The following is a 23,220-nucleotide window of genomic DNA, read 5'->3' on the forward strand; positions in this document are numbered from 1 at the left end:
TTTTTCAATCTAACTATAAAAATATTTATAAATAATCAACAGCTGTGCCAAGCAATTTCTCCGTTATGCTCCGAATGGCTGGCAGATGCTTATTGTTGGACTTATAGCAGATCCAGCCCATAGCTGATCCAATTCTGTGCCAGCAGCCACTGTTCCTTGGATCGCAGGCTCATCTGCTGCGGGGGATCGAGATGGGCAGGAGCCACAATTACAAATCGTTCCGTACAAAGGTTCAGGAATTCAATACCGGGCGTTTGGGATTTCTGCGACGTTACAATCAGGTCCACTTTATCCTCGTTTAGCAGCAAGAGCAACTGGTCGGCAGTTCCAAAGGAGGAAATGGTATTGGCCTCAAAGCCAGATAACTGCGGGAGTATTTTCTCTGTATAGTATTCAATTGCCGATCCAATGCGGATCTGGGGGGGGTGGGCAAGGAAGCGGCATGAAAGCCAAGACTGGTCTCCTCCAGCGATTCAATCAGCGGGGCCAGCTGGGAATACAGCTCCTTGCCTCTTTCCGTTGGAATCATTTTTCGAGCAGTCCGGATAAATAAAGGCTCCCCGACTTCCGCTTCCAGGGAAGCGAGGTGCTGGCTCATGGCGGGCTGTGTCATAATCCGTGTTTTGGCGGCTTGCGAGACGGAATTGTATTTATAAATATAGACAAAGCTTCGATACCACTCAAAATCTACCATTGGCACAGTCTCCCTTTAGCAATCTGTTGTTGAGTTATGGCTCTATTACTATTAAAGCATATTGCGGTCTAGTCGGGCCTAAAGAGATTGTAAAGACCGGCGCTTCTTCTCAATTCTGACAGTTACCATGCGCTCAGCTCCTTATTCAATACTTCCAGGGTCAGCTTACAATACTTGGATTCAACGGAGTTTGTCAATGTGCAAGCGGATGAACGGCTCAGTGGATAAGAAGATAAATGGGAGGAATAATAAGGAAAAAACAGGGGGTGAATCGGTTGACGGCTCATCGGCGGATGAAATGGGGACTGGTGTTTCTGACGGCGCTTCTTGGCCTGCTGGCGCTGCGTTTGATCTGGATTCAGGGCGTGATGAGCGGCAGAACCGTACCGGGCGGAGAGTATCCGCTGGCCAAAATGGCCGAGGTGCAGAGCGAGCGGGAAATCGTGCTTGATACCGGCAGAGGGCGGCTGTTCGACCAGAGCGGATTTCCGCTGGCGGGTGAGACAATATGGACAGCCGTGCTGCTTCCCCCCGAAGCGGCTGCCGGACCTCGCGCATCTGCCAAGACAGAACGCGGGGCGAACGCAGCTGCGCTGCACCGTCTGGCGGCGCTGCTCGGCACGGATGCGGAGCGGCTGAAGAAGGCTCTGCGTGAAGTCCGTCAGCCGTACGCATGGCCTTCGCCAAAAGTTGAAGAGCCGCTGGCGCTGACCTTCCAGCAGGCCGACGAGATCAGCCGCCTTGGTGTCGACGGGGTTGTCGTGCTGCCTTATTCACGCAGATACGGAGGCGAGATGAATGGACGGCAGTGGATCGGATACGTGTCGGAGTCCGCCGCCGGCGGGAATGCGGCAAAGGGCCATGACGGATCGCCTCCTATTCGAAGCATTCGAAGCATTCGAAGCGATCTGCGCCGTCCAATGGAAGGGACGGCGGGGCTGGAGAAGACGCTGGAGCCGCTGCTTCGCGGCATCGAACATACGGAAGTCGTAGCCCGTGTGGATGCCGAAGGAAAGCGGCTGCCGGGAAGCGGGCTTACGGTCCGGACGCCGCGCAATCCATACTACCCGCTGTCGTTCTATACGACGGTCGACATGAGGCTCCAGGAAGGCATAGAGAAGCTGGCGCGCCAAGATGGAATCAAGGAGGGCGCCGTCGTTGTGCTCCATGCACAGACAGGCGATATCGCGGCGATGGTATCGCTCCCGCTCTATAATCCGGAGGACATCTCCCCCGAGGGTGGGGAATGGAATAACCGGGCGCTGCAGGCTGCCGTTCCGGGGTCGATCTTCAAGATTGTGACCGCGGCCGCGGCGCTGGAAGCCGGAGTTGCGTCTCCCGGCGAGGTGTTTCACTGCAGCGGAGAATACGGCCGCTACGGGCTGAGCTGCCCGAAGGAAGGCGGGCACGGCATAATCACCCTGGAGCAGGGCTTCGCGAAGTCCTGCAACACGGTGTTCGCCGCGCTCGCGGAGCGCCTGAGCGACGCGCAGCTCGAAGCGGCCGCGTCGGCGCTCGGCCTCGGCCGGCCGGTCGGCTGGCGGCAGGCGGACACGCTCGGCCTGCCGCTGCTCGCACCGCTTGCGGCCGAGCAAGCGGGGACAGTGTTCGCGCCGTCCCACGCGAACGACCCCGGCGCTCGCGTGCAGACCGCGATCGGCCAGCGCGACGCCGCCGTCACTCCGCTGCAGGCGGCGAATATGGTCGCCGCCCTGCTGCGGGGCGGCGAACCGCCCGCGCCGCGCATCCTGCGGCGCGTCGACTTCGCGAACGGCCAGAATCTGGCCGTTCTGCAGCCTCATGCGGCCCCTTCGCCGGCCGGCCGCATTTCACCGGGGACCGCGTCGCTGCTGCTGCAGTGGATGCGTACCGTCGTTACAGACGGTACGGGAAGGCAGCTTCGCGGCGCGAACTGGGAGCTGGCCGGCAAGTCGGGCACGGCGCAGACCCAAGTTAAGGGCGCTGCCCGCAACAACCAGTGGTTTGTCGGGTACGGGCCGTACGAGCAGCCGCGCTATACCGCGGCTGTGCTGGTGCAGAACAGAGCGCCCGGCAGCCCGCATCTCGCCGTCAAGTTGTTCGGCGAAGTGATGGATCTGCTGGCGGAGACGGAAAAGAGTGAGAATACGCGAATGCCGTCTCATACGGCAAAAGGCTGAGCCGCGCATGCGGTTCAGCCTTTTGCTTTTGGACATTTTTTAACGGGAGGGTGGTCAGCAATCCTCTCTGCTCAGGTCCGATTCCGTTATGAACGAAAGCAGGCTTCGGAGCGTCAGCTTAGCCCTTTTGCCCGCCCCGCCTTACGGTTACAATCAATCGGTTCCCGGTGTATTCCGTTTATCCGGATCAGCAGAATCGCCGCCTGAGAATGACGACCCGGGTGGCTCACCGGCCTCTGCGGACTCCACATTGCCGCCCCTGTCTTCATAGGCGAAGGGAGAGACGATGAACTCCTCCTGCGGGAGAGAAATCCAGCGCTGGAGATAGCCCTGCTGAAGCAGCTCTTTCAGCAGGATCAGCAGAATCGGCGACAGAATCAAGCCTGCAACTCCGAAGGCCGAGGTCGACAGGATCACGAAGCTCAGCATCAGGAACGCGGAGGAGACACCGATGGAGTTCCCTGTAATCTTCGGCTCCAGCAGCTGTCTGACAATCAGCACGACAGCCAGCAGCACGGTCAGTCCGATGGCAAGGGAAGTGCTTCCCACGAAGAACAGATACACGATCCAGGGGATCAGTATCGTCGACACTCCAAGCAGTGGGAGAATGTCGAATACGGCGCAGATTAGCGCCATCGTAAGCTCATTCCCCGTACCCAGAATGAACAGGCCGACCAGCACGATGACGAAGGTAATCGTGATTAGAATAAGCTGCGCCTTGAGATAGGAGCCAATCGCTTTGAAGACATGTCCTTGCAGGAAGTGGTACACCATCTTCAGCGTCTTCGGCATTTTATCGTGGGCGATCTTCCGCCAGTCCTTGATCTCCATACTAAGGAAGAAAGCAAGAATGATGGCGACGCCGAAATTGGCCATGAACGAGGAGAACGAGCCGACAACGCCGATCATATATTGGAAGAATATACTCAGCCAATTAGCGAGCAGATTGGTGGCGTTCTTGAAGTAGCCGTTCAGCTTATCAGTCAGATCGGGCGGCAGATTGGCGATTTTCTGCTGAAGCCATGTCGTCGTCTCCATAAAATGCTGCTGAGCCACATATGTATAGTGATGGAGATTATCGGAGAAATGAATGACCTGGGCCGCGATCAGAAGGCCGGCGCCGAAGAGCGAGCCGAGCAGCAGCACCAGAAACAACAGGACAGAGATGGCGGAGGCGAACGGCTTGCCGAGTCCACGGCGGTTCAGGAACCGGGCCAGAGGCTCGATCAGCATAAACACGAAGAAGGACAGAAACACCGGAGCGGCGAGCTGATACAGTTTGCTGAAGACCAGCATCACCAGATAGACGGTCAGCACAAGCAGACCGATATCGAAAAAGGTGCGCCAGTATTTTTTGTACAAAGGCAGCATGGATTCAACGACTCCTTTACGGCTGAGATGGATATTGTTACAGACCCGTTTTTCATTGTACACGATTTTAACAAAAAAACGTCTTTTTCTTTGACTGCTGTGGTAAAATAGGGGGTAACGTTTTTTGGTGGAGAAAAACGTATCCCAAGATCAATCTGGAGAAAAGCGGGGAAGAAAAATGGAGACTTTGCTGCTCTGGCTGTTTTACATCTCATCCTTCTATGCCTTTATACCCGGAATAATAAGCCGTCTCTTCGGCTACCGCGTCTTTCGGAAAGGCAATGGGGTACCGGATTTCGCCCTTACCTTCGATGACGGACCTGATCCGCAATATACCCCCCGGCTTTTGGATCTATTGAAGAAATACGATGCCAAGGCCACCTTTTTTGTCGTCGGCTCCCACGCGGAGTCCAATCCCGAGCTGATCCGCCGCATCCATGCGGAGGGTCATCTGATCGGCATTCATAATTACGTTCACCGGAGCAACTGGGTCATGCGTCCCGGTACGGTCCAGAAGCAGATTCAGCGAACGAATGACATTATTTACAACCTTACCGGCGAGCGGAGCACTTACTACCGTCCGCCGTGGGGAATCGTCAACCTCTTCGATTTCTCCAAACGCCGCCAGGTCAAAATCGTGCTCTGGTCCGCCATGTTCGGCGACTGGCGCGAGAAGCTCGGGACAGACCGGCTCGCTGAGAAAATGCTGGCCCGTCTTAACCCGGGCGAGGTAATGCTCCTGCATGACTGCGGCACAACGCCTGGTGCCGATCCCGAAGCGCCGGAACATATGCTGGCCGCCCTGGAGCGGACACTGATCGAGGCGCAGAAGCGCGGCCTGAAGAGCATCCGGATCGACGACATGATCAAGGCGGCCGAAGCGCTGCCGATGAAACGCCTGCCGCTGCGCAAACGGGTGGTTGTGAGACTTTGGCTGCTCTGGGAGAGCTGCTTTCACTTCCTGTTCCGTCTGCAGACCGTAACGCCTGAGCATCCCTGGCTGCACTACCGTCTGCGGGAGTATCAAGGGGAGCCCGTGCCTCTGGACGGGAAGATCACCCTGACCAAAGGCGATCCGGTCATCGAGCTTCATATCGATAACCGTCAGCTGTTCGAGCTGGGGGTTCAGTCAAGGTCGGCGGCCCAACTGGCGATCCGCATGATCCGGCGGATGGAGGCCGAGATGCCGCATCTCGCGCGTATCATATCAAGCGACGAAGAGCTCGCGAGCGCCAAGGCGCTGTACGGCGTCAGCATGATCAACCGGGGGCCGGAGAAGTTCGGCTTCACGATCAGGGATCTTCCGGATGGCATTTTCGCGCGGCTGACGAAATTTTATCTTAGCATTCTGCTCAGCATCATCCACCCTGCCGGGGGAGCGCGGCTGAAAGTGCGCAGCGATGCGCTGGTTCCGAAGATGATCCTGATGCCGGTCTCCCAGCTGCTTCAGGCGCATGGCCGGAGCTGTCCCGAGACGAAGCGGGCGCAGCGTTCGGGAACCGGATCGGAGCTGGATGATTCCCTGGCCGAGACTGAGCTTCCAGGAGTACACGCCCACTAATACACAGCGGCGGACAAGAAAGTTCTTTCCTTACCGCCTGCATTCCAAGCCGGATTGCAGGTGTGAGGAAGGGACTTTTTTTGCATATACTACCGAGTAACAAGCCTCATTGCTTGTGGTTCAGTACGTGGTATTTTACAATACGGTTTCAAAAAAAACAGGACACCCTATTCTCATCGCAAGCATAAACAGGTAAGATAGAGTTGAGTTTGTTAGGCTAACAGAAACGGGAGGAACTAACATATGAGCAATGTGCTTTTTCCAAAAGAATTCATCTGGGGAGCGGCAACCGCATCCTATCAAATTGAAGGCGCTTATCAAGAGGATGGCAGAGGCTTGTCCATCTGGGATACGTTCTGCCGCATTCCCGGGAAAGTGCTGAATATGGATAACGGGGATGTCGCCTGTGACAGCTATCACCGTTTCCGCGAAGATATCGCACTGATGAAGGAGCTTGGCATCAAGTCTTACCGTTTCTCCATTGCCTGGCCACGGATTTATCAGCAGGGACGCGGTGAGGTTAACACCAAAGGCTTGAAGTATTACGATGCCTTTATTGGCGCCCTGCTGGAGAACGGGATCGAGCCGATGTGCACCTTGTACCACTGGGATCTTCCGCAGACGCTTCAGAATGAAGGAGGCTGGGAGAACAGAGCTACGATCGATGCCTTCGCCGCCTATGCGGAGACGGTGTTCCGCCGGTACGGAAGCCAAATCAAACGGTGGATGACAGTCAATGAGCCGTGGTGCGCGTCATTCCTGTCGAACTATCACGGCGAGCATGCGCCCGGCAATAAAGATCTGCAGACAGCGGTTACGGTTGCTCATCATCTGATGCTGGCTCACGGCCAGGCGGTTCGTAAATTCCGGGAGCTTGGCATTGACGGTGAGATCGGCTTCGCGCCCAACGCGACCTGGATGGAGCCTTACACCAACAGCAAGGAGGACATCGACGCCTGCAGACGCGAGAACGGCTGGTTCATCGAGTGGTTCATGGACCCGGTGTTCAAAGGGGAATATCCTTCTTTTCTGACGGAATGGTTCCGGGAGAGAGGAGCCGAGGTTCCGATTCAGGACGGCGATATGGACATCATCTCGGAGAAAATCGATGTGCTGGGCTTGAACTACTATAACGGCTCGGTGGCCCAATATTCGGAGAATGCCGGTATTACGCGGTGTCAGCCGGTGGACATGGGCTATGAGCGTACGGATATCGGCTGGCCGATTTATCCGGAAGGCTTCTTCAAGGTGCTGAGCTACATCAACGAAAGATACGGAGATGTTCCGATCTACATTACGGAGAACGGTGCCTGCTACAATGACGGACCGCAAGGCGGAGTTGTTGCCGACCAGAAGCGGATCGCCTATCTTCATAAGCATCTGCTGTCGCTGAACCGCTGCCTGGAGAACGGCATCCCGGTGAAGGGGTATTTTGCCTGGTCGCTGATGGACAACTTTGAATGGGCTTATGGCTACAGCATGCGATTCGGCCTCATTCATGTGGATTATGACACGCTGGCGCGTACGCCGAAGGACAGCTTCTACTGGTACCAGAACGTTATCGCGAATAACGCTGTGGAAGTCTGAGTTCTTCTATTTGGAAAAAGAAAGCCCGGAAGGACGCCGCTTGGCGCTCTTCCGGGCTTTTGTCTTGCTAGACTAGATCTTCAGCACGCCGCCCTTGCTCGCATTCGTCACCAGCTTGGAGTAGCGGGCAAGGTAGCCTGTCTTCACCTTCGGCTCGAATTCCTTCCATTCCTTGCTGCGGCGCTCGGCCAGCTCTTCGTCGCTGACGAGCAGCTCAATCTTGCGGTTGATCAGGTCCAGCTCGATGATGTCGCCGTCATGGACAAAAGCGATCGGGCCGCCTTCCGCCGCTTCCGGCGAAATATGGCCGATGCTGATGCCGCGGGACGCGCCGGAGAAACGGCCGTCCGTAATGAGGCCGACCTTGGCGCCAAGACCCATGCCGACGATCTGCGAGGTCGGAGCCAGCATTTCCGGCATGCCGGGACCACCCTTCGGACCTTCGTAACGGATAACGACGACATGGCCTTCCTTGACCTTGCCGCCTGCGATGCCTTCCAGCGCTTCCTCCTGCGAGTTGAAGCAGATGGCGGGCCCCTTATGGTAGCCGCCTACGGAAGGATCGACTGCGCCGACCTTGATGATGGAGCCTTCCGGCGCCAGGTTGCCGTACAGAACGGCCAGGCCGCCGACCTTGGAGTACGGGTTGTCCAACGTGTGAATGACGCTGGTGTCCTGGATTTCATGGCCGCGGACGTTCTCGGCCAGCGTCTTGCCGGTTACGGTCTTGCAGTCGCCGAACAGTGTGCCTTCTTTCTTCAGCAGCTCGTTCAGCACGGCGCTTACGCCGCCCGCACGATCCACGTCTTCGATGAAGATATCGGAAGCGGGAGCCAGCTTGGCGAGATAAGGCGTGCGGTTGGCGACTTCGTTAATCCGTTCGAGCGGATAGTCGATCTCCGCTTCCTGCGCGATAGCCAGCGTATGCAGCACCGTGTTGGTGGAGCCGCCCATTGCCATGTCCAGCGCGAACGCGTTGTCGATCGATTCCTGGGTCACGATGTCACGCGGCTTCAGATCGAGCTTGATCAGCTCCATCAGCTGCTTCGCGGACTTGCGGACGAATTCTCTGCGTTCTTCAGCGACGGCCAGAATCGTGCCGTTGCCCGGAAGCGCAAGACCGAGCGCTTCGGCCAGACAGTTCATGGAGTTCGCGGTGAACATGCCGGAACAGGAACCGCAGGTCGGACAGCCGTATTGTTCGAGCTCCAGCAGCTCGTCGTCGTTGATCTTGCCGACCTGGTGGGCGCCAACGCCCTCGAATACCGAGGTGAGCGACAGCTTGCGGCCTTTGCTGTCCACGCCGGCCTTCATCGGGCCGCCGCTGACGAAGATTGTCGGGATGTTGACGCGCAGTGCGCCGATCATCATGCCCGGCGTGATTTTGTCGCAGTTCGGGATGCAGACCATGCCGTCGAACCAGTGCGCATTCACGACGGTCTCCAGCGAGTCGGCGATGATCTCGCGGCTCGGCAGGGAGTAGCGCATGCCGATGTGGCCCATGGCGATGCCGTCGTCCACGCCGATTGTATTGAATTCGAACGGAACGCCGCCCGCTTCGCGGATCGCTTCCTTGACGATTTTACCGAATTCCTGCAAATGCACATGGCCTGGAACAATATCGATATAAGAGTTGCAGACCGCGATAAACGGCTTGCCGAAATCCTCTTCCTTTACGCCGGCTGCACGCAGCAGACTGCGGTGCGGAGCCCGGTCGAAACCCTTGGTAATCATGTCAGAACGCATTTTCTTGGCTGCCATTAGAACTCGGTTCCCCCTTATTGAATCAAAATAATTGCTTCGTGCAACGCGTTAACGCGCTGCTCTCTGAAGAGCGGCAAAGCCGCTATTTATAGAAAGAACAGGGTCTTGTTCCGAACGTTACGGAATACACGGCCTCTACTTGCCCGTTTCTATAAAAAATCTCCTTGCTTAATAGTAGAGTTTATCACACCAGCACCTTTTTTTCTACCGGACAATGTTAAGTATTACTGCCAAAAAGGTGTTAATGCCATGCCAGGATCAAGGTCTGCCGGGGTTCTTCTTGGCGCGGTCTTCGCCATGCTCCTTCGGCTTCGGCCCTTAATCATTTGTGATCCAGTTCACTAATTGGAAAGGCTTTGCGGATTATTATGGCAATTTACTGAAGGTTGTTTGCATGGAGGGATTACACTATAATTTTCCTTAAGAAAAAGAAAGCTGCATGCCTCATAACCCGGGAGTTGACGATTTGATCTTATTTCGCAAAAAGCACAGATTGCTGTATGTACTGATTGCTGCGGTTCTTGCCGCAGCTCTGGCGCTCTGGCTGTTCTTAAGACCCTATGAACCGAACGGCTCGGCCCAGAAGGCTCTGTTCTCAGGCGGGGGAATTACCGTTGAAGTGAACGACAACTGGATATCCTTCGAGCCTAAGGTATCTGTGGGAATGGGCATCATTTTCTACCCGGGGGGACTTGTCAAGGCAGAATCGTATGCCCCGCTTGCGCGCAGACTGGCATTGGCCGGATATCCGGTCTACATCGCTGTTATGCCGCTTAATCTGGCGGTAACCCGGAGCGAAGCGGCGGAGGATATTATCCGGGTGCATCCCGGAATGTCCTTTGTGATCGGAGGTCATTCGCTCGGAGGCGTCATGGCTTCCCGCTTCGCGGCAAAACATGCGGACGAGCTTGCAGGCGTGTTCTTCCTGGCTTCCTATCCCGACGAGAAGGGCAGTCTGAAATCGACCACGCTGTCGGCGCTGTCCGTGCTGGGAACCGAGGACCAGGTCATTGACCGGGAGAAGTACAGCGAAGGCAGATCCTACCTTCTCGACAATACCGTCTATTACTCGCTTGAAGGCGGGAATCATGCCCAATTCGGAGATTACGGCCCGCAGAAGGGCGACGGGGAGGCGACGATTACTCCGGAGCGGCAGCAGGAATTGACCGTTCGGGCCATGCTGGACTGGATGGGGAATCTTCGGTAGGTATACCTGAGGCAGTTCATACAGCGGTGGCTGCCTGCTGAATAAATCGGGATATACATAACGTTCGGAAGGAGAGTGAGGAATGCCGGAGCTGTGCGTGAACGGAATTTCAGTGCCCTGCAGAGCCATTTTGTTCGATAAGGACGGCACACTGCTGGATATGATGGAGATGTGGGGAGCCTGGGCGCAGGATGTCCTGGACCGTTTGGAGACGGAACTTGCTCTGTCGGGGTCAGGATTCACCTCCAGGAAGGACAAGGTGTTCGGTACGTATCATGATGCGAACGGGAGGATTACCGGTTATGATCCGGCGGGCCCGCTGTCGATGGCGACAATGGAGCAGTCCTACGGCATCCTCGCGTGGCAGCTGTATAACGCCGGAATGCCTTGGAACGAGGCGGTCGTACGGGTGATGAGCATCGCGAAGGACGCGATGAACAACCTGAGGGAGCGGCGCTCGGCGAAGCCGCTGCCCGGCCTGCTACGGTTTCTTGACGAATGCTCAAAGGCTTCTCTTCGGCTCGGCGTCGTAACCTCGGACGAGTCGGCGGCAACGGCGGAGCATCTGGAATGGCTGGGCATCACCGCCCATTTCGGCTCCGTCGTCACGCGCGATAAGGTGAAACGGGGCAAGCCTGCACCGGAGATGGCGGAAAAGGCTTGCCGGGAGCTAGGCATACCGCCGGAGGAGACTGTCATCATCGGAGACAGCAATGCGGATATGCAGCTGGGAAAGGGCGCGGGCCTGCGCCTGGCCGTAGGCATTACCGGAGCCTTGGCAAGCGCGGAGCATCTGGCGGACGCCGATCAGATCGTTCAGGATTTCCGGGAGCTGTCTGTTCGTCCGTAAATTAAAATGGGAAATTTGAGATGGAAAGGATGTTGCAGTCGATGGATTCGTTGTCAACGCTGGCTTCCTGGATCGGGGAAAGCTCGAGCATTGTCTTTTTTGGAGGAGCCGGAACCTCGACGGAGAGCGGAATACCCGATTTTCGTTCCGCGGCGGGCTTGTATCTGACGGAGAAGAGCTCGCCGTATCCCCCAGAGCAAATGCTCAGCCACAGCTTTTTCATAAGCAAGCCCGAAGTGTTCTTTGACTTCTACCGCAGCAAGATGCTGCATCCGGGCGCGGAGCCGAACGGTGCGCACAAGCTGCTGGCCCGGCTGGAGCATGAGGGACGCCTAAGCGCCATAGTGACGCAGAATATCGACGGTCTGCACCAGAAGGCCGGAAGCACCCGCGTGCTGGAGCTTCACGGTTCCGTACACCGGAATCACTGCATGAAATGCTCGCGGCCTTACGGTCTGGAAACGATACTTGAGAGTGCGGAGACGGTTCCGCATTGTCCGGTCTGCGGCGGCGTCATCAAGCCGGATGTCGTGCTGTATGAGGAGGAGCTGGACCGCAGGGTGCTGACAGACTCCATACAGGCTCTTTCGTCGGCTGATCTGCTGATTATCGGCGGGACCTCGCTTACCGTTCAGCCGGCGGCCAGCCTCACCGCCTATTTCCGGGGCAGACACGCCGTCATGCTCAACGCGGAACCGACGGCCTACGACTCACGCGCAGATCTGATCATCACCGACCGGATCGGGCATGTGTTCGAGCGTGTAGGCGAGCTGCTGGCCTAGATTTCCGCCCCGCCAAGCCCTATTCCCGATTCGGATTCGCCGCCACCGTGTATAAGATTAGGTACCGGCAAGAACATACCAACACCAAAGGCGGCGATAACGATGGCTTATCTGGCAAGCGATGAACGGTATGAGGCAATGAGGTATAACCGGTGCGGAAAATCGGGGCTCAAGCTGCCGGCAATATCGCTTGGACTTTGGCATAATTTCGGCGGGGCGGACGTCTACGACAACGGAAGGGATATGATTACGCGGGCGTTCGATCTCGGCATTACGCATTTTGACCTGGCCAACAATTACGGCCCGCCTCCCGGCGCGGCCGAGGAATTGTTCGGACGGGTGCTGGCGAAGGATTTGGCGCTCTACCGGGATGAGATGATCATTTCCACGAAGGCGGGTTATTATATGTGGCCCGGACCTTACGGGGAATGGGGCTCGCGCAAATACCTGCTCTCCAGCCTGGACCAGAGCCTGAAGAGACTCGGCGTAGAGTATGTCGACATTTTCTACTCTCACCGTCCTGACCCCGAGACCCCGCTGGAGGAGACGATGGGCGCGCTGCACCAGGCGGTGCGGTCGGGGAAGGCGCTCTATGCCGGCTTGTCCAATTACAGCCTGGAACAGACGGAGGAGGCAGCCGCCATCCTTAAGGCTCTCGGCACACCGCTCCTGATTCACCAGCCCCGTTATTCGCTGCTGGACCGCTGGATCGAGAATGGCCTTCAATATATGCTGGATGGGCTTGGCGTTGGAACAATCGCTTTTACACCGCTCGCCCAGGGTCTGCTGACCAACAAATATTTGAACGGAGTTCCCGGCGACTCCCGGGCGGCGAAGCCGGGGGCTGCGCTGAGTGAAAGCCAGATCACGCCGGAAGCCATCCGCAAGGTCCGGCTGCTGAATCAGATGGCCGCAGCCCGCGGCCAGACGCTGGCGCAATTCGCGCTGGCGTGGGTGCTGCGCGGCGGAAGGGTGACTTCGGCGCTTATCGGGGCAAGCCGGGTCAGCCAGATCGAGGACAATGTCGCTGCATTGTCCAATCTTGAATTCTCCGCTGAGGAGCTGGACCGTATTGAAATCATTCTCAACCCGGAGAATGACGGCCCAAGCGGCTCTATATGAGCTTGCTCTCCGGCTTGCGGGCGGTTACTGCACGGTAAGCCGTTGGCGACTGTCCGCAGAACCGTTTGAACTGGCGAGAGAAATACAGGGCGTCGGTCAGGCCGACTGACGCCGCCACCTGCTCCACGGACAGCTCGGGGCGCTCGCGAAGCAGCTGCCTCGACTTGTCGATCCTCAGCTTGAGCAGATACGTAACGGGCGACAGCCCCGTTTCTTCCTTGAATACCCGCGACAGATAAGCCCGGTTGTAGCCGAGGCTTGAACACATCAGCTCGATGGACACCGGATGCGCGTACTGCGATGACATATAATGAATCATCTGCTTGACTGTCCGCTTGACCTGGGAGTCTCTGCCGGGCAGACGCGAATGGGCCTTCAGCATACCGGCCGCTTCTCCAAGCATGAGATACAAGTAGCCCAGCGAAGTCAGATGCCCGCTCTCCTGTCCGCTGTGGAAGGCTTTCATAATGCCGGCAAGGGAGCCGGGAATCACGCTTCCCTCGCCGCAGGATGCCACTGGCTGCTCGGGGGAGAAGCCGGCTTCATGAACAAGCCTTCCGGCTTCCGTTCCGGAGAAGGCCGTCCAGCGGTATTTCCAGGGACTGTCCGGATCGGAGACATAGCTCACCAACTGGCCGGGATGGATCAGGAAGCAATCGCCGGGGCCGAGCTCGTACGTACGGTACTCCGTACGGAAGGAGCCTGTTCCCTGCTCAATGCAGTGGAGCAGGAAGTAATCGTATATTTTCGGTCCCAACTGATGCCTCGGCAGCGTCTGGCTCTCTCCCGCGAACAGGACATGAAGATTCTGTTCTTCATAGTAGACGGGGTTGGAAGCCACAGAGTAGGAGTGTTCCATCCGCAAAGTTCCTTTCTCGGATTGATTTCTGGTGAAGTCACATTTATCCATGCATTACACACATGATTGCATTACAGGCAATGACACCTTTTATTATACTATAACCGTACAGCAAAGCGTAAGCGGCAGCAAGGTTACTGCGCAAGAGGCGGGATGGAGCAAGACGGAAAGCGGCTTTTATTCATACAGAGCAGCCTTGTTCCAACACTGGGCAACCGCTCTTGGAATTCGCCCTGAGGTAGAGAACATCCTTCCTCGGGGAGAAACGAATAGCTTATCCTTGTCTGATTTTTCCATGTGCCGCCTGCCTGTAATGCATCTCTGCGCAGAACAGACATAAGTGTCACCCCAATACAATACGCCCTCTTAAGGGGGCGCAAGAATCGGAAGGAGTGGAAGGTAGATGGCTATTTTGGTAACAGGCGGAGCGGGTTATATCGGCTCCCATACGGTAGCGGAACTGCTTGAACGAGGCGAAGATGTGGTGGTGCTGGACAATCTGGTGACCGGTCACCGCGAATCCCTTCTGGGAGGCAGGCTGTACGTAGGCGATCTCCGCGACAAAGAGCTGCTAGCCAAGCTGTTCGCCGAGAACGACATCGACGCGGTCATTCATTTCGCGGCCAGCTCGCTGGTTGGAGAGAGCATGAAGGACCCGGTCAAATACTATGACAACAATGTGTATGGCACTCAATGTCTGCTCGAAGGCATGCAGAAGGCGGGCGTGAACAAGATCGTCTTCTCGTCGACAGCGGCCACTTACGGGGAACCGGAGAAGGTGCCGATTGAAGAAACGGACCGCACTCAGCCTTCCAATGTATACGGGGAGACGAAGCTGACGATGGAACGGATGATGTCCTGGTTCGATAAGGTGCTGGGCATCAAATATGTGGCGCTTCGGTATTTCAACGCCGCAGGCGCCCATGCAAGCGGCAAGATCGGCGAAGACCACCGTCCCGAAAGCCATCTGATTCCGCTCGTGCTCCAGACTGCACTGAAGCAGCGCGAGAGCATCGCCGTCTTCGGCGAAGACTATCCGACGGAAGACGGCACCTGCATCCGGGATTACATCCATGTGAGCGATCTGGCGGACGCGCATGTGCGGGCCGTGAACTATCTGCGCGGCGGCAACAGCAGCAACTTCTTCAACCTGGGCAACGGCACAGGCTTCTCCGTCAAAGAGGTAATCGAGACGGCGAAGGAAGTCACCGGACTCGATATCCCGGTCGTTATTCAGGAACGCCGTGCCGGCGATCCCGCCGTGCTCGTAGCCTCCTCGGAGAAAGCCCGCTCGGTTCTGGGCTGGAATCCGGCCCGTGCCGATCTGAAGGACATTATCCAGAGCGCCTGGAGCTGGCATTCCTCCCATCCGCAGGGTTACGGCGAAGCGTGAATTTGACGGCTCTCTGGCGGAGCCTTCCATACCGAAGGAGAACAACGCAATGACTAACGAACGGAACAGAACAGAAGGAGCCGAGCGCGCCCTTCTTGCGATCGATCAGCTCGTGCTCTTCGCTTCCCGCCGGCGGCTTATCGAGCCGGCAGACACCGACTACGGCCGCAACCGGCTGCTGGAGCAGTTCGGCTTCAGCGAGCCTTATGACGGTGAACCGGATCTGACGGAGCTTGAGGGACCTCAGGCTCCGCTGGATGCCCTTATCGATTATGGCTTCGAAATCGGGCTGATCCCGGAGAATACCGATACGTACCGGGATCTCCTGGACGCCAAAATCATGGGCCAGCTCATGGCCCGCCCCTCGGAGATCAACCGGGAGTTCGTTCAGCTGGCAGAGAATGAAGGCATTGCCGCCGCGACGGACCGCTTCTACCAGCTCAGCATCGATTCCAACTATATCCGGATGGACCGCATCTCCAAGAATGTCTACTGGCTGCAGCCCTCGCCTTATGGCAATCTGGAGATGACGATCAACCTGTCCAAGCCGGAGAAGAATTCGAAGGAGATCGCGATGGCCCGGCTGCTTCCGCCTCCGGTCTATCCGAAATGCCTGCTCTGCCGGGAGAACATCGGCTATGCCGGACGTCTGAACCACCCGGCCCGCCAGAACCTGCGGGCGATTCCGCTCACGCTGAACAAGGAGAGGTGGTTCTTCCAGTACTCGCCTTATGTGTACTACAACGAGCACTGCATCGTGTTCCATCATGATCATGTGCCGATGAAACTGACCAAGGATACCTTAAAGCGGCTTCTGGCTTTTGTAGGCGATTTCCCGCACTATTTCATCGGCTCGAATGCCGATCTGCCGATTGTCGGCGGATCGATTCTGACGCATGACCATTTTCAGGGCGGCCGCCATACCTTCGCGCTTCAGAAGGCGCCGATCGAGGAGTCGTTCACCCATCCGTCCTATCCGGGTGTATCCCTGGGAATGGTGAACTGGCCTATGTCCGTCGTGCGGCTTCAGGGTGAAGATCAGGCCGTGCTGCTGGAATGCGCGAACGACCTGTACGAAGCCTGGAAGGGCTACAGCGATCCCTCCGCCGACATTTTGGCCTTCAGCGAAGAGAATGGCGAGCGCGTGCCGCATAACACGGTTACGCCAATCGTCCGCCGGAGCGCAAGCGGCGGCTACGAGGCGGATCTGGTGCTCCGCAACAACCGTACGAACGATAAGCATCCGGAAGGCATCTTCCATCCTCACCGTGAAATGCACCATATCAAGAAAGAGAACATCGGCCTCATCGAGGTTATGGGCCTTGCCATCCTGCCGGGACGTCTAAAGGACGAGCTCGACGACATTGCCGGCATTCTGGCGGGCGACGCAGAAGAGCTTCAAGCAGTCCGTGCTTCGGCGGATCACCGCCTTGCACAGCACGCTCACTGGATTGAGCAGCTGGTGGAACGCTTCGGCACCTCGCTTGACCGTGAAGAGGCGATTGGCATCCTGCGCAACGAAGTTGGCCTTAAGTTTGCCCAAATTCTGGAGCATGCGGGAGTCTACAAGGTTACACCGGAAGGCCGTGCGGCTTTCCGCGCGTTCCTCAAGAGCTTCGGCACGGTTCAATAAATATGGCAAAGCAGCTGATCTGACCAGCAGACTTCACTTACAGATCGGCAGCTCGAAGCCGGCGGTTTCTCCGGAAGGAGAGGCTGCCGGTGTTTTTTTTACCCGAAGGGCAAATTTGAATGTGCAAAATGGGTAGATTATAATAGATTTCGCGTCATCCGGGACAATCCCGGAACAATACGGTTAGGAGGAGGTACAATCTATGCACAATTTTCAATTTTACAACCCGACCAAGCTGATCTTCGGCAAAGGCACACTTGAAGCGCTGAAGACGGAGGTTCCCCGCTACGGAAAGAATGTGCTTCTTCTGTACGGCGGCGGCAGCATCAAGCGAAACGGTCTGTATGATAAAGTGGTTACCATTCTGAAAGGCGTCGGCGCGAACATCACCGAGCTGCCAGGTGTTGAGCCGAACCCCCGCCTGTCTACCGTACATAAAGGGGTCGATCTCTGCCGGAGCGAGGACATAGATCTGATTCTGGCAGTAGGCGGCGGCAGCGTGCTCGACTGCGGCAAGGCCATCGCCGTCGGCGCGAAGTATGATGGCGATATGTGGGATTTCGTGGAGCGCAAGGCGGCTCCCCAGGATGCGCTGCCGCTCGGCACGATTCTGACAATGGCGGCTACAGGCTCCGAGATGAACAACGGCTCGGTGATCACGAATGAGCAGACTGAGGAGAAGATGGGCTGGGGCAGCCCGCATTCTTATCCGGTCTTCTCCATCCTCGATCCGGAGCATACGTTCTCGGTGCCGCGCGACCAGACGGTGTACGGCGTCGTGGACATGATGACCCATGTGCTGGAGCATTATTTCCACAACGATGTCAATACGCCGGTTCAGGACCGCTTCTGTGAATCGCTCCTGATCACCATGATGGAAGCCGGCTCGAAGCTGGTTGACGATCTGGAGAATTACGAGCTGCGGGAGACGATTCTGTACTGCGGAACTATGGCGCTGAACGGCATGGTAAGCATGGGCTTCGCGGGTGACTGGGCAACGCATAATATCGAGCACGCCGTATCGGCCGTATACGATATTCCGCATGGCGGCGGCTTGGCCATCCTGTTCCCGCAGTGGATGAAATATAACCTGGAGACTAATCCGGAGCGGTTCAAGCAGCTTGCAGTCCGTGTGTTCGGTGTGGACCCTTCCGGCAAGAGCGCAAGCGAAGCCGGACAGGAAGGCATTGATGCGCTGCGGAAATTCTGGAACTCCATCGGGGCGCCGAGCCGGCTTGCCGATTATGACATCGACGACAGCCGGATTGACGAAATGGCGGAGAAGGCGGTCCGCTTCGGTCCATTCGGTAATTTCCGCAAGCTGGATCGCGAGGACACTGTGGAAATTTACAAGATGTCGCTGTAATCGGCGGCAGAACAAGTGTGAATTGTAGGAGGGGCGCGGCGGCAGGCTGCGCTCCTCTTTGTATGCAATCCGGCAATAAATCCAGATTTTTGAAACCAAATAGCCTGCATATACGTTATATTAGGTAAGGATTAATCTGGCCGGAAGGAGAAGATTATGGAGACTCTTTACTTAAGCTGCCTTTCGCTTGGTATTTTGTTCGCTATCGTGACGCTGCTTGCGGGCGACTGGATCGGGCATGCGCTGGGAGGAATGCTTGACTTTCTGTCTGTGGACGTGATCAGTCCGACCGTTCTGGCGGCCGGCGTCACGGTGTTCGGCGGAGCGGGAATTTTGCTGACCCGGTATACGGGACTCGCCGGAGCGCCTGTCCTCGTGCTCTCCCTAATGGTTGCCGTCCTGCTCAGCGGCGCCGTGTACATAGGCGTGGTGAAGCCGATGGAGCGCAGCGAAATGTCGACAGGCTTCTCCATGCAGGAGCTTCCCGGCCGGATCGGCGAAATTACCGTCCCGGTTCCGGCATTTGGCTACGGGGAGGTTATGGTCAAGTTCGGCGCATCGAATACCCTTCATACCGCGGCCAGCTTTGACCGGCATCCACTTCCTACGGGGGCCAAGGTGGTCATCGTGGAAGTGAAAGACGGTGTTGCCCTTGTATCCGCACTAGATGAACGAAGAGGAGAGGATTTGTAATGTACGGACTACCCGACTATCTGCTGATTCCCGCTGTGGTCATCGCCGTCCTGATTGTGCTCGGGATTGCGTTCTGGGCTCGGTACAAAACCGTCGGTCCCGATGAAGCGATGATCGTCACCGGGTCTTTTCTCGGATCGAGCCATATCTCGGACGACGGTTCCGGGCGAAAAATAAAAATCGTCCGCGGTGGAGGCGCATTCATTCTTCCTGTCTTTCAGAAAGCCGAATTCATGTCGCTGCTCTCCCACAAGCTCGACGTTACGACACCGGAGGTATATACGGAGCAGGGGGTACCCGTCATAGCGGACGGCGTAGCCATCATCAAGGTGGGCAGCTCCGTCGAGGACGTGGCGACGGCCGCCGAGCAGTTCATGGGCAAGCCGATCGAATCGCTGAAGGCCGAAGCCCAGGAGGTGCTCGAAGGCCATCTGCGGGCGATCCTCGGCACGATGACCGTGGAGGAAGTGTACCGCAACCGCGACCGGTTCGCGCAGGAGGTGCAGGGAGTGGCTGCCCGGGATTTGAAGAAGATGGGACTGCAGATCGTCTCCTTCACCATCAAGGATGTCCGCGACAAGCATGGCTACCTCGAAGCGCTCGGCAAGCCGCGGATCGCGGCGGTGAAGCGGGATGCCGAGATCGCGGAAGCCGAGGCGCTGCGGGATGCGCGAATCCAGAAGGCGAACGCCGAGGAGCAGGGGCAGAAGGCCGAGCTGCTGCGCGATACGAATATCGCAGAAGCGTCGCGCGATAACCAGCTGAAGATCGCCGGGTTCAAACGCGATCAGGATACGGCCAAGGCGGAAGCCGACCAGGCGTATCATATCCAGGAGGCGCGCGCCAAGCAGACGGCTGTCGAAGAGCAGATGAAGGTCGAGCTTGTGCGTAAAATGCGGGAGATTGACCTGCAGGAGAAGGAAATTCAAATCCGCGAGAAGCAGTACGACGCGGAAGTGAAGAAGAAGGCGGAGGCTGACCGCTACGCGGTAGAGCAGGCGGCGGAAGCCGACCGGGTGCGGAAGATGCGCGAGGCGGATGCGCTGCAGTACAGCATTGAGGCTCAGGCGAAGGCTACGGCGGAGCAGAAGCGCCTGGAAGGCCAGGCGGTGGCGGATGCCGAGCGGGCGAAGGGTACAGCCGAAGCGGAAGTAATCCGGCTGAGAGGCTTGGCCGAGGCGGAGGCCAAGGAGAAGCTGGCCGAAGCGTTCCAGAAGTTCGGCGAGGCCGCGGTGCTGGACATCATCGTGAAGATGCTGCCCGAGCTGGCCGGCAAGATCGCCCAGCCGCTGTCGTCCATCGACAAGCTGACGGTTGTGGACACGGGCAACGGAGAAGGCGCAGCTCGTGTCAGCAATTACGTGACCGGGCTGATGGCCACGGCTCCAGAGATGCTGAAGAGCGTCTCCGGCATCGATGTGGAGCAGCTCATCAAGGGCTTGACCAAGACCAAGAGCAAAGAGGCGGAGCCGACTGGCGCCCAGCTTTCTCTGGCTGCGAAGCCGCAGACCCAGCAGCCGGAAAACTTGAAATTGGAAAGCCAGGAATAGGAAAGCCGGGAGTAGATCATATTCTCACGCGATCCATCAAGAACAATCACGATCTATCACGAACCGATTATAAGCACACGAAAGCCGCCACGCGGGGCACATACCCTGCGGGCGGCTTTTTCATAGCCAAGACTGGTTTGGCAGCACCTCCGCATATCTCCCATAATTAATCCACCAGCAATCCGGACCGTTTCAAGTATTTGGTCGGCGTCACAGCGCTGAACTCCTTGAATTCTTTGATGAAATGGTTCTGGTCAAAATACCCCAGCTCCATAATCCCGTCTAGCGTCTCGGCTCCGCGAGGCTTCTCCAGGGCGTTCAGCACATGCTGAAAACGGATGATTCTGCTGAACAGCTTGGGCGACACTCCGACGTAACGTTCGAAGGTTTTATGCATGTACCGTGTGGAGTAACCGGTATCCGCAGCGAGATCGGCGATCGGTACAGTTCCTTTGCCTCCGATGATTTTTTCGGTCAAATATTCCACCAGCGCCGGCGTGTCAAGCTTGCTGCTGTAATGCTCCGTGTAGAACGCTTCAAAGGCGCGGATGCGCTCGGTGAAGCTGCTCTGGGCAGCGACCGCCTCAAGCAATCTGTCCGCGTGCGGAAGAACATCCTGCAGGGGAATTTCATTCTCGGTAAATTCGCTGACCGGATATTTGAGGAACCGCTCCGCATACCCCGGCAGAAACCGGATCGCGAAATAATCGCAGTCCGGTCTGACGAAGATCCCTTTTCTCCGCCGAACAATGCTGCCGCAAATGTTGGCCGAGGGTTGATGCGGATAACAGCAGATCACAATATCCAGGCAGCCGTCGGGCAGAATGAACATGCTGTCGAGATGCCCGGCATCCAGATGAAACCCGAAATATTGAATGCCTTCGCTTAACAAGGAAGGTGTAGACTCAATGAATTTTGTGTAGGTAGGCAGCGACTTTTTGAAGGAAGGCTGAAACGGATGGTATTTGAAGCGTTGCCCCGGGGCCCGAGTCATAAAGTACGACCTCCTTTTTTATTTAATCCGATATAATTCATCTGATTAATATTAATTAAATCGCTAGATCGCTTTTACTGTCAATAACCTTTTTCTCTCGTCTTTCCTGTCCTGTTCTGATTTTTACTATATTTCATCCAAGTCTCAAAGTAGAATCTGGTAAAAGTAAAACACATCAGATTACTATGAAATTAAAAAAGGAGGATCATCCGATGACCACTGTACAGAATGCCGCCTCCGAATTTACGCGCGAGGTCGGCAGCGGCGGCGCATTTGTCCGCCAAACCAACCGGTTCGTCACACCGTTCGGAACTGCTGACGGCGAGCTTCCGCCGGAACCCGGCCGTTACCGGCTGCTGTGGGCGCCGATCTGCCCTTGGGCACACAGGGCCATTATCGTTAGAGCTGTGCTGGGACTTGAGGATGCAATCAGCGTAGGTACGGCCAACCCGGTGCGTACGGAACAAGGATGGGAGTTCTCACTTGATAAGGATGGCGTCGATCCCGTGCTGGGCATCCGCTTTTTACCCGAGATTTACAAGGAGACGGACCCCGATTACCAAGGGCGTGCAACTGTGCCGACTGTTGTGGATTTAACTACCCGAAAGGTCGTCAACAACAATTATTTCAGACTGACGAATGATCTGGAGACAGCCTGGTCGGCATTTCACAAAGAAGGCGCCCCCGATCTGTACCCGGCTGAGCTTCGGGAGGTGATAGACGCTCTGAACGATATTCTGTTCCATGAGGTTAACAACGGTGTGTACAAGGCGGGATTCGCCCGGTCCCAGGAGGCTTACGAGCAAGCGTATGATACGGTATTCGCCCGGCTCGATGATCTGGAGAAGCGGCTTGAAGGACGGCGGTATTTGTTCGGAAGCTCCATCACGGATTCGGATGTCCGGTTATATGTGACGCTGGCCCGCTTCGACATCGCCTATTACCCGGTCTTTCGGACGAACCGCAACCGGCTGATCGACTTCCCGAATTTATGGGCCTACGCCCGCGACCTGTACCAGACGCCCGGATTCGGTGATACCACGGATTTCGAAGCGATCAAAAAAGGCTATCATCTTGGCGACATCGCCAGCAACCCTCTGCGCATTCTTCCCAAAGGTCCGGACCTCTCCATATGGACGTCGGACCACGGGCGCGAGCGGCTGAACTGACGGAAAGGCTGGCATTCGATGAACATTGAGATTCGTAACGGCTGTCTGAACACGGACTGGGAGAGGGTCGCGGAATTGATGTCCCATTTTGGACTTTCGAACGCGGCGGCGGATGTGCACAAGGAGGCATTCGAGAACAGCTACGCCACAACTTTTCTATATGACCGGGACCGGTTGATCGGCTTCGGCAGAGCCGTCTCGGACGGCGTTCTGCAGGCTGCCATTTACAATATCGCGCTCGATCCCGATTATCACGGACATGGCCTGGGCCGCCTGATTATTGATGATCTGCTGCGCGCGGTCCGGCATTGCAATGTGATTCTGTATACGCATCCCGACAAAGTGAGCTTCTACCGCCACCTTGGCTTCCGGAGGATGAAGACCGGCATGGCGCTGTATCTGGACGAGAGCAAGGTCGACGAGATGGGATTTATCGAATAACGCGGCAGCTGTCGCAGTGAACGGC

General features: G+C 56.8%; 20 protein-coding genes. 14 read left to right on the plus strand and 6 right to left on the minus strand.

Going from position 1 to position 23,220, the window contains the following annotated elements:
* Positions 1-101: 101 nt before the first annotated feature.
* Positions 102-314, minus strand: coding sequence for a type 2 periplasmic-binding domain-containing protein (locus tag PSTEL_RS26110; RefSeq protein ID WP_156995825.1), 213 nt, complete (start codon positions 312-314; stop codon positions 102-104).
* The gene (locus PSTEL_RS08330) at positions 299-694 is read right to left on the minus strand and encodes a helix-turn-helix domain-containing protein (RefSeq protein WP_052098282.1); all 396 of its coding nucleotides are present in this window, start codon (positions 692-694) and stop codon (positions 299-301) included. The genes PSTEL_RS26110 and PSTEL_RS08330 overlap by 16 nt, the downstream gene beginning before the upstream one ends.
* A 275-nt stretch (positions 695-969) precedes the next feature.
* On the opposite strand from PSTEL_RS08330, the gene PSTEL_RS08335 reads away from it, so the two are divergent.
* Positions 970-2,853, plus strand: a complete 1,884-nt coding sequence (locus PSTEL_RS08335; protein ID WP_052098283.1) for a peptidoglycan D,D-transpeptidase FtsI family protein — start codon at positions 970-972, stop codon at positions 2,851-2,853.
* 153 nt (positions 2,854-3,006) lie between these two features.
* Here the strand turns inward: PSTEL_RS08335 and PSTEL_RS08340 are convergent, their stop codons facing one another.
* Complete coding sequence (locus tag PSTEL_RS08340; RefSeq protein WP_084064859.1) at positions 3,007-4,224, minus strand: AI-2E family transporter; 1,218 nt, start codon at positions 4,222-4,224, stop codon at positions 3,007-3,009.
* A gap of 178 nt (positions 4,225-4,402) precedes the next feature.
* On the opposite strand from PSTEL_RS08340, the gene PSTEL_RS08345 reads away from it, so the two are divergent.
* Together PSTEL_RS08345 and PSTEL_RS08350 are read left to right on the plus strand one after the other, a co-directional pair.
* On the plus strand, positions 4,403-5,785 hold the full coding sequence (locus PSTEL_RS08345; protein WP_084065400.1) for a polysaccharide deacetylase family protein: 1,383 nt from the start codon (positions 4,403-4,405) through the stop codon (positions 5,783-5,785).
* Positions 5,786-6,028: 243 nt separating this feature from the next.
* Positions 6,029-7,372 carry a GH1 family beta-glucosidase gene (locus tag PSTEL_RS08350; RefSeq protein WP_038694627.1) on the plus strand — a complete coding sequence of 448 codons (1,344 nt, stop codon included), beginning with the start codon at positions 6,029-6,031 and terminating at the stop codon, positions 7,370-7,372.
* A 72-nt stretch (positions 7,373-7,444) separates the two neighbouring features.
* On the opposite strand, the gene ilvD is transcribed toward PSTEL_RS08350, so the two are convergent.
* Complete coding sequence (gene ilvD, locus PSTEL_RS08355; RefSeq protein WP_038694628.1) at positions 7,445-9,133, minus strand: dihydroxy-acid dehydratase; 1,689 nt, start codon at positions 9,131-9,133, stop codon at positions 7,445-7,447.
* A gap of 496 nt (positions 9,134-9,629) precedes the next feature.
* On the opposite strand from ilvD, the gene PSTEL_RS08360 reads away from it, so the two are divergent.
* The 4 genes from PSTEL_RS08360 (at position 9,630) to mgrA (ending at position 13,097) form a co-directional block, all read left to right on the plus strand.
* Positions 9,630-10,343 carry an alpha/beta hydrolase gene (locus PSTEL_RS08360; protein WP_245625111.1) on the plus strand — a complete coding sequence of 238 codons (714 nt, stop codon included), beginning with the start codon at positions 9,630-9,632 and terminating at the stop codon, positions 10,341-10,343.
* Positions 10,344-10,425: 82 nt separating this feature from the next.
* Complete coding sequence (locus PSTEL_RS08365; RefSeq protein WP_038694629.1) at positions 10,426-11,193, plus strand: HAD family hydrolase; 768 nt, start codon at positions 10,426-10,428, stop codon at positions 11,191-11,193.
* Positions 11,194-11,234: 41 nt separating this feature from the next.
* Entirely contained in the window at positions 11,235-11,975 is a 741-nt protein-coding gene (locus tag PSTEL_RS08370) for an NAD-dependent protein deacylase (protein ID WP_084064862.1), read from the plus strand.
* Positions 11,976-12,077: 102 nt separating this feature from the next.
* Positions 12,078-13,097, plus strand: coding sequence for an L-glyceraldehyde 3-phosphate reductase (gene mgrA / locus PSTEL_RS08375; RefSeq protein WP_038694630.1), 1,020 nt, complete (start codon positions 12,078-12,080; stop codon positions 13,095-13,097).
* On the opposite strand, the gene PSTEL_RS08380 is transcribed toward mgrA, so the two are convergent.
* Positions 13,090-13,956: an AraC family transcriptional regulator gene (locus PSTEL_RS08380; protein ID WP_038694632.1), complete on the minus strand. Its 867-nt coding sequence runs from the start codon at positions 13,954-13,956 to the stop codon at positions 13,090-13,092. The two genes, mgrA and PSTEL_RS08380, sit on opposite strands and share 8 nt — an antisense overlap.
* Positions 13,957-14,359: 403 nt before the next feature.
* On the opposite strand from PSTEL_RS08380, the gene galE reads away from it, so the two are divergent.
* The 5 genes from galE to PSTEL_RS08405 all read left to right on the plus strand — a co-directional run bounded on the left by galE (position 14,360) and on the right by PSTEL_RS08405 (position 20,591).
* Complete coding sequence (galE, locus tag PSTEL_RS08385; RefSeq protein WP_038694633.1) at positions 14,360-15,349, plus strand: UDP-glucose 4-epimerase GalE; 990 nt, start codon at positions 14,360-14,362, stop codon at positions 15,347-15,349.
* A gap of 49 nt (positions 15,350-15,398) precedes the next feature.
* A complete protein-coding gene (locus tag PSTEL_RS08390) occupies positions 15,399-16,982 on the plus strand; it encodes a UDP-glucose--hexose-1-phosphate uridylyltransferase (protein WP_038694634.1) in 1,584 nt (527 codons plus the stop codon).
* A gap of 202 nt (positions 16,983-17,184) precedes the next feature.
* Entirely contained in the window at positions 17,185-18,348 is a 1,164-nt protein-coding gene (locus tag PSTEL_RS08395; RefSeq protein ID WP_038694635.1) for an iron-containing alcohol dehydrogenase, read from the plus strand.
* Positions 18,349-18,504: 156 nt separating this feature from the next.
* A complete protein-coding gene (locus tag PSTEL_RS08400; RefSeq protein WP_038694636.1) occupies positions 18,505-19,041 on the plus strand; it encodes an NfeD family membrane protein in 537 nt (178 codons plus the stop codon).
* Positions 19,041-20,591, plus strand: coding sequence for a flotillin lipid rafts scaffold protein FloT (locus PSTEL_RS08405; RefSeq protein WP_038694637.1), 1,551 nt, complete (start codon positions 19,041-19,043; stop codon positions 20,589-20,591). The genes PSTEL_RS08400 and PSTEL_RS08405 overlap by 1 nt, the downstream gene beginning before the upstream one ends.
* 166 nt (positions 20,592-20,757) lie before the next feature.
* Here the strand turns inward: PSTEL_RS08405 and PSTEL_RS08410 are convergent, their stop codons facing one another.
* Entirely contained in the window at positions 20,758-21,585 is an 828-nt protein-coding gene (locus PSTEL_RS08410) for an AraC family transcriptional regulator (protein ID WP_038694638.1), read from the minus strand.
* A gap of 212 nt (positions 21,586-21,797) precedes the next feature.
* Here PSTEL_RS08410 and PSTEL_RS08415 point away from each other — a divergent pair, with 212 nt between their 5' ends.
* Positions 21,798-22,754 (plus strand): glutathione S-transferase family protein, encoded by a 957-nt coding sequence (locus PSTEL_RS08415; protein ID WP_038694639.1) that lies wholly within the window; start codon positions 21,798-21,800, stop codon positions 22,752-22,754.
* A gap of 18 nt (positions 22,755-22,772) precedes the next feature.
* Complete coding sequence (locus PSTEL_RS08420) at positions 22,773-23,195, plus strand: GNAT family N-acetyltransferase (RefSeq protein WP_038694640.1); 423 nt, start codon at positions 22,773-22,775, stop codon at positions 23,193-23,195.
* The last annotated feature ends 25 nt before the right edge of the window (positions 23,196-23,220 follow it).

This window comes from Paenibacillus stellifer (assembly GCF_000758685.1).
GTDB lineage: Bacteria > Bacillota > Bacilli > Paenibacillales > Paenibacillaceae > Paenibacillus_AQ > Paenibacillus_AQ stellifer.

Excerpts from the sequence above, each read along its gene's own strand:
- PSTEL_RS08330 (WP_052098282.1), bottom strand. The coding sequence starts at position 694 with ATGGTAGATTTTGAGTGGTATCGAAGCTTTGTCTATATTTATAAATAC.
- PSTEL_RS08340 (WP_084064859.1), bottom strand. The coding sequence starts at position 4,224 with ATGCTGCCTTTGTACAAAAAATACTGGCGCACCTTTTTCGATATCGGT.
- PSTEL_RS08345 (WP_084065400.1), top strand. The coding sequence starts at position 4,403 with ATGGAGACTTTGCTGCTCTGGCTGTTTTACATCTCATCCTTCTATGCC.
- PSTEL_RS08350 (WP_038694627.1), top strand. The coding sequence starts at position 6,029 with ATGAGCAATGTGCTTTTTCCAAAAGAATTCATCTGGGGAGCGGCAACC.
- ilvD (WP_038694628.1), bottom strand. The coding sequence starts at position 9,133 with ATGGCAGCCAAGAAAATGCGTTCTGACATGATTACCAAGGGTTTCGAC.
- PSTEL_RS08365 (WP_038694629.1), top strand. The coding sequence starts at position 10,426 with ATGCCGGAGCTGTGCGTGAACGGAATTTCAGTGCCCTGCAGAGCCATT.
- PSTEL_RS08370 (WP_084064862.1), top strand. The coding sequence starts at position 11,235 with ATGGATTCGTTGTCAACGCTGGCTTCCTGGATCGGGGAAAGCTCGAGC.
- mgrA (WP_038694630.1), top strand. The coding sequence starts at position 12,078 with ATGGCTTATCTGGCAAGCGATGAACGGTATGAGGCAATGAGGTATAAC.
- PSTEL_RS08380 (WP_038694632.1), bottom strand. The coding sequence starts at position 13,956 with ATGGAACACTCCTACTCTGTGGCTTCCAACCCCGTCTACTATGAAGAA.
- galE (WP_038694633.1), top strand. The coding sequence starts at position 14,360 with ATGGCTATTTTGGTAACAGGCGGAGCGGGTTATATCGGCTCCCATACG.
- PSTEL_RS08390 (WP_038694634.1), top strand. The coding sequence starts at position 15,399 with ATGACTAACGAACGGAACAGAACAGAAGGAGCCGAGCGCGCCCTTCTT.
- PSTEL_RS08395 (WP_038694635.1), top strand. The coding sequence starts at position 17,185 with ATGCACAATTTTCAATTTTACAACCCGACCAAGCTGATCTTCGGCAAA.
- PSTEL_RS08400 (WP_038694636.1), top strand. The coding sequence starts at position 18,505 with ATGGAGACTCTTTACTTAAGCTGCCTTTCGCTTGGTATTTTGTTCGCT.
- PSTEL_RS08405 (WP_038694637.1), top strand. The coding sequence starts at position 19,041 with ATGTACGGACTACCCGACTATCTGCTGATTCCCGCTGTGGTCATCGCC.
- PSTEL_RS08410 (WP_038694638.1), bottom strand. The coding sequence starts at position 21,585 with ATGACTCGGGCCCCGGGGCAACGCTTCAAATACCATCCGTTTCAGCCT.
- PSTEL_RS08415 (WP_038694639.1), top strand. The coding sequence starts at position 21,798 with ATGACCACTGTACAGAATGCCGCCTCCGAATTTACGCGCGAGGTCGGC.
- PSTEL_RS08420 (WP_038694640.1), top strand. The coding sequence starts at position 22,773 with ATGAACATTGAGATTCGTAACGGCTGTCTGAACACGGACTGGGAGAGG.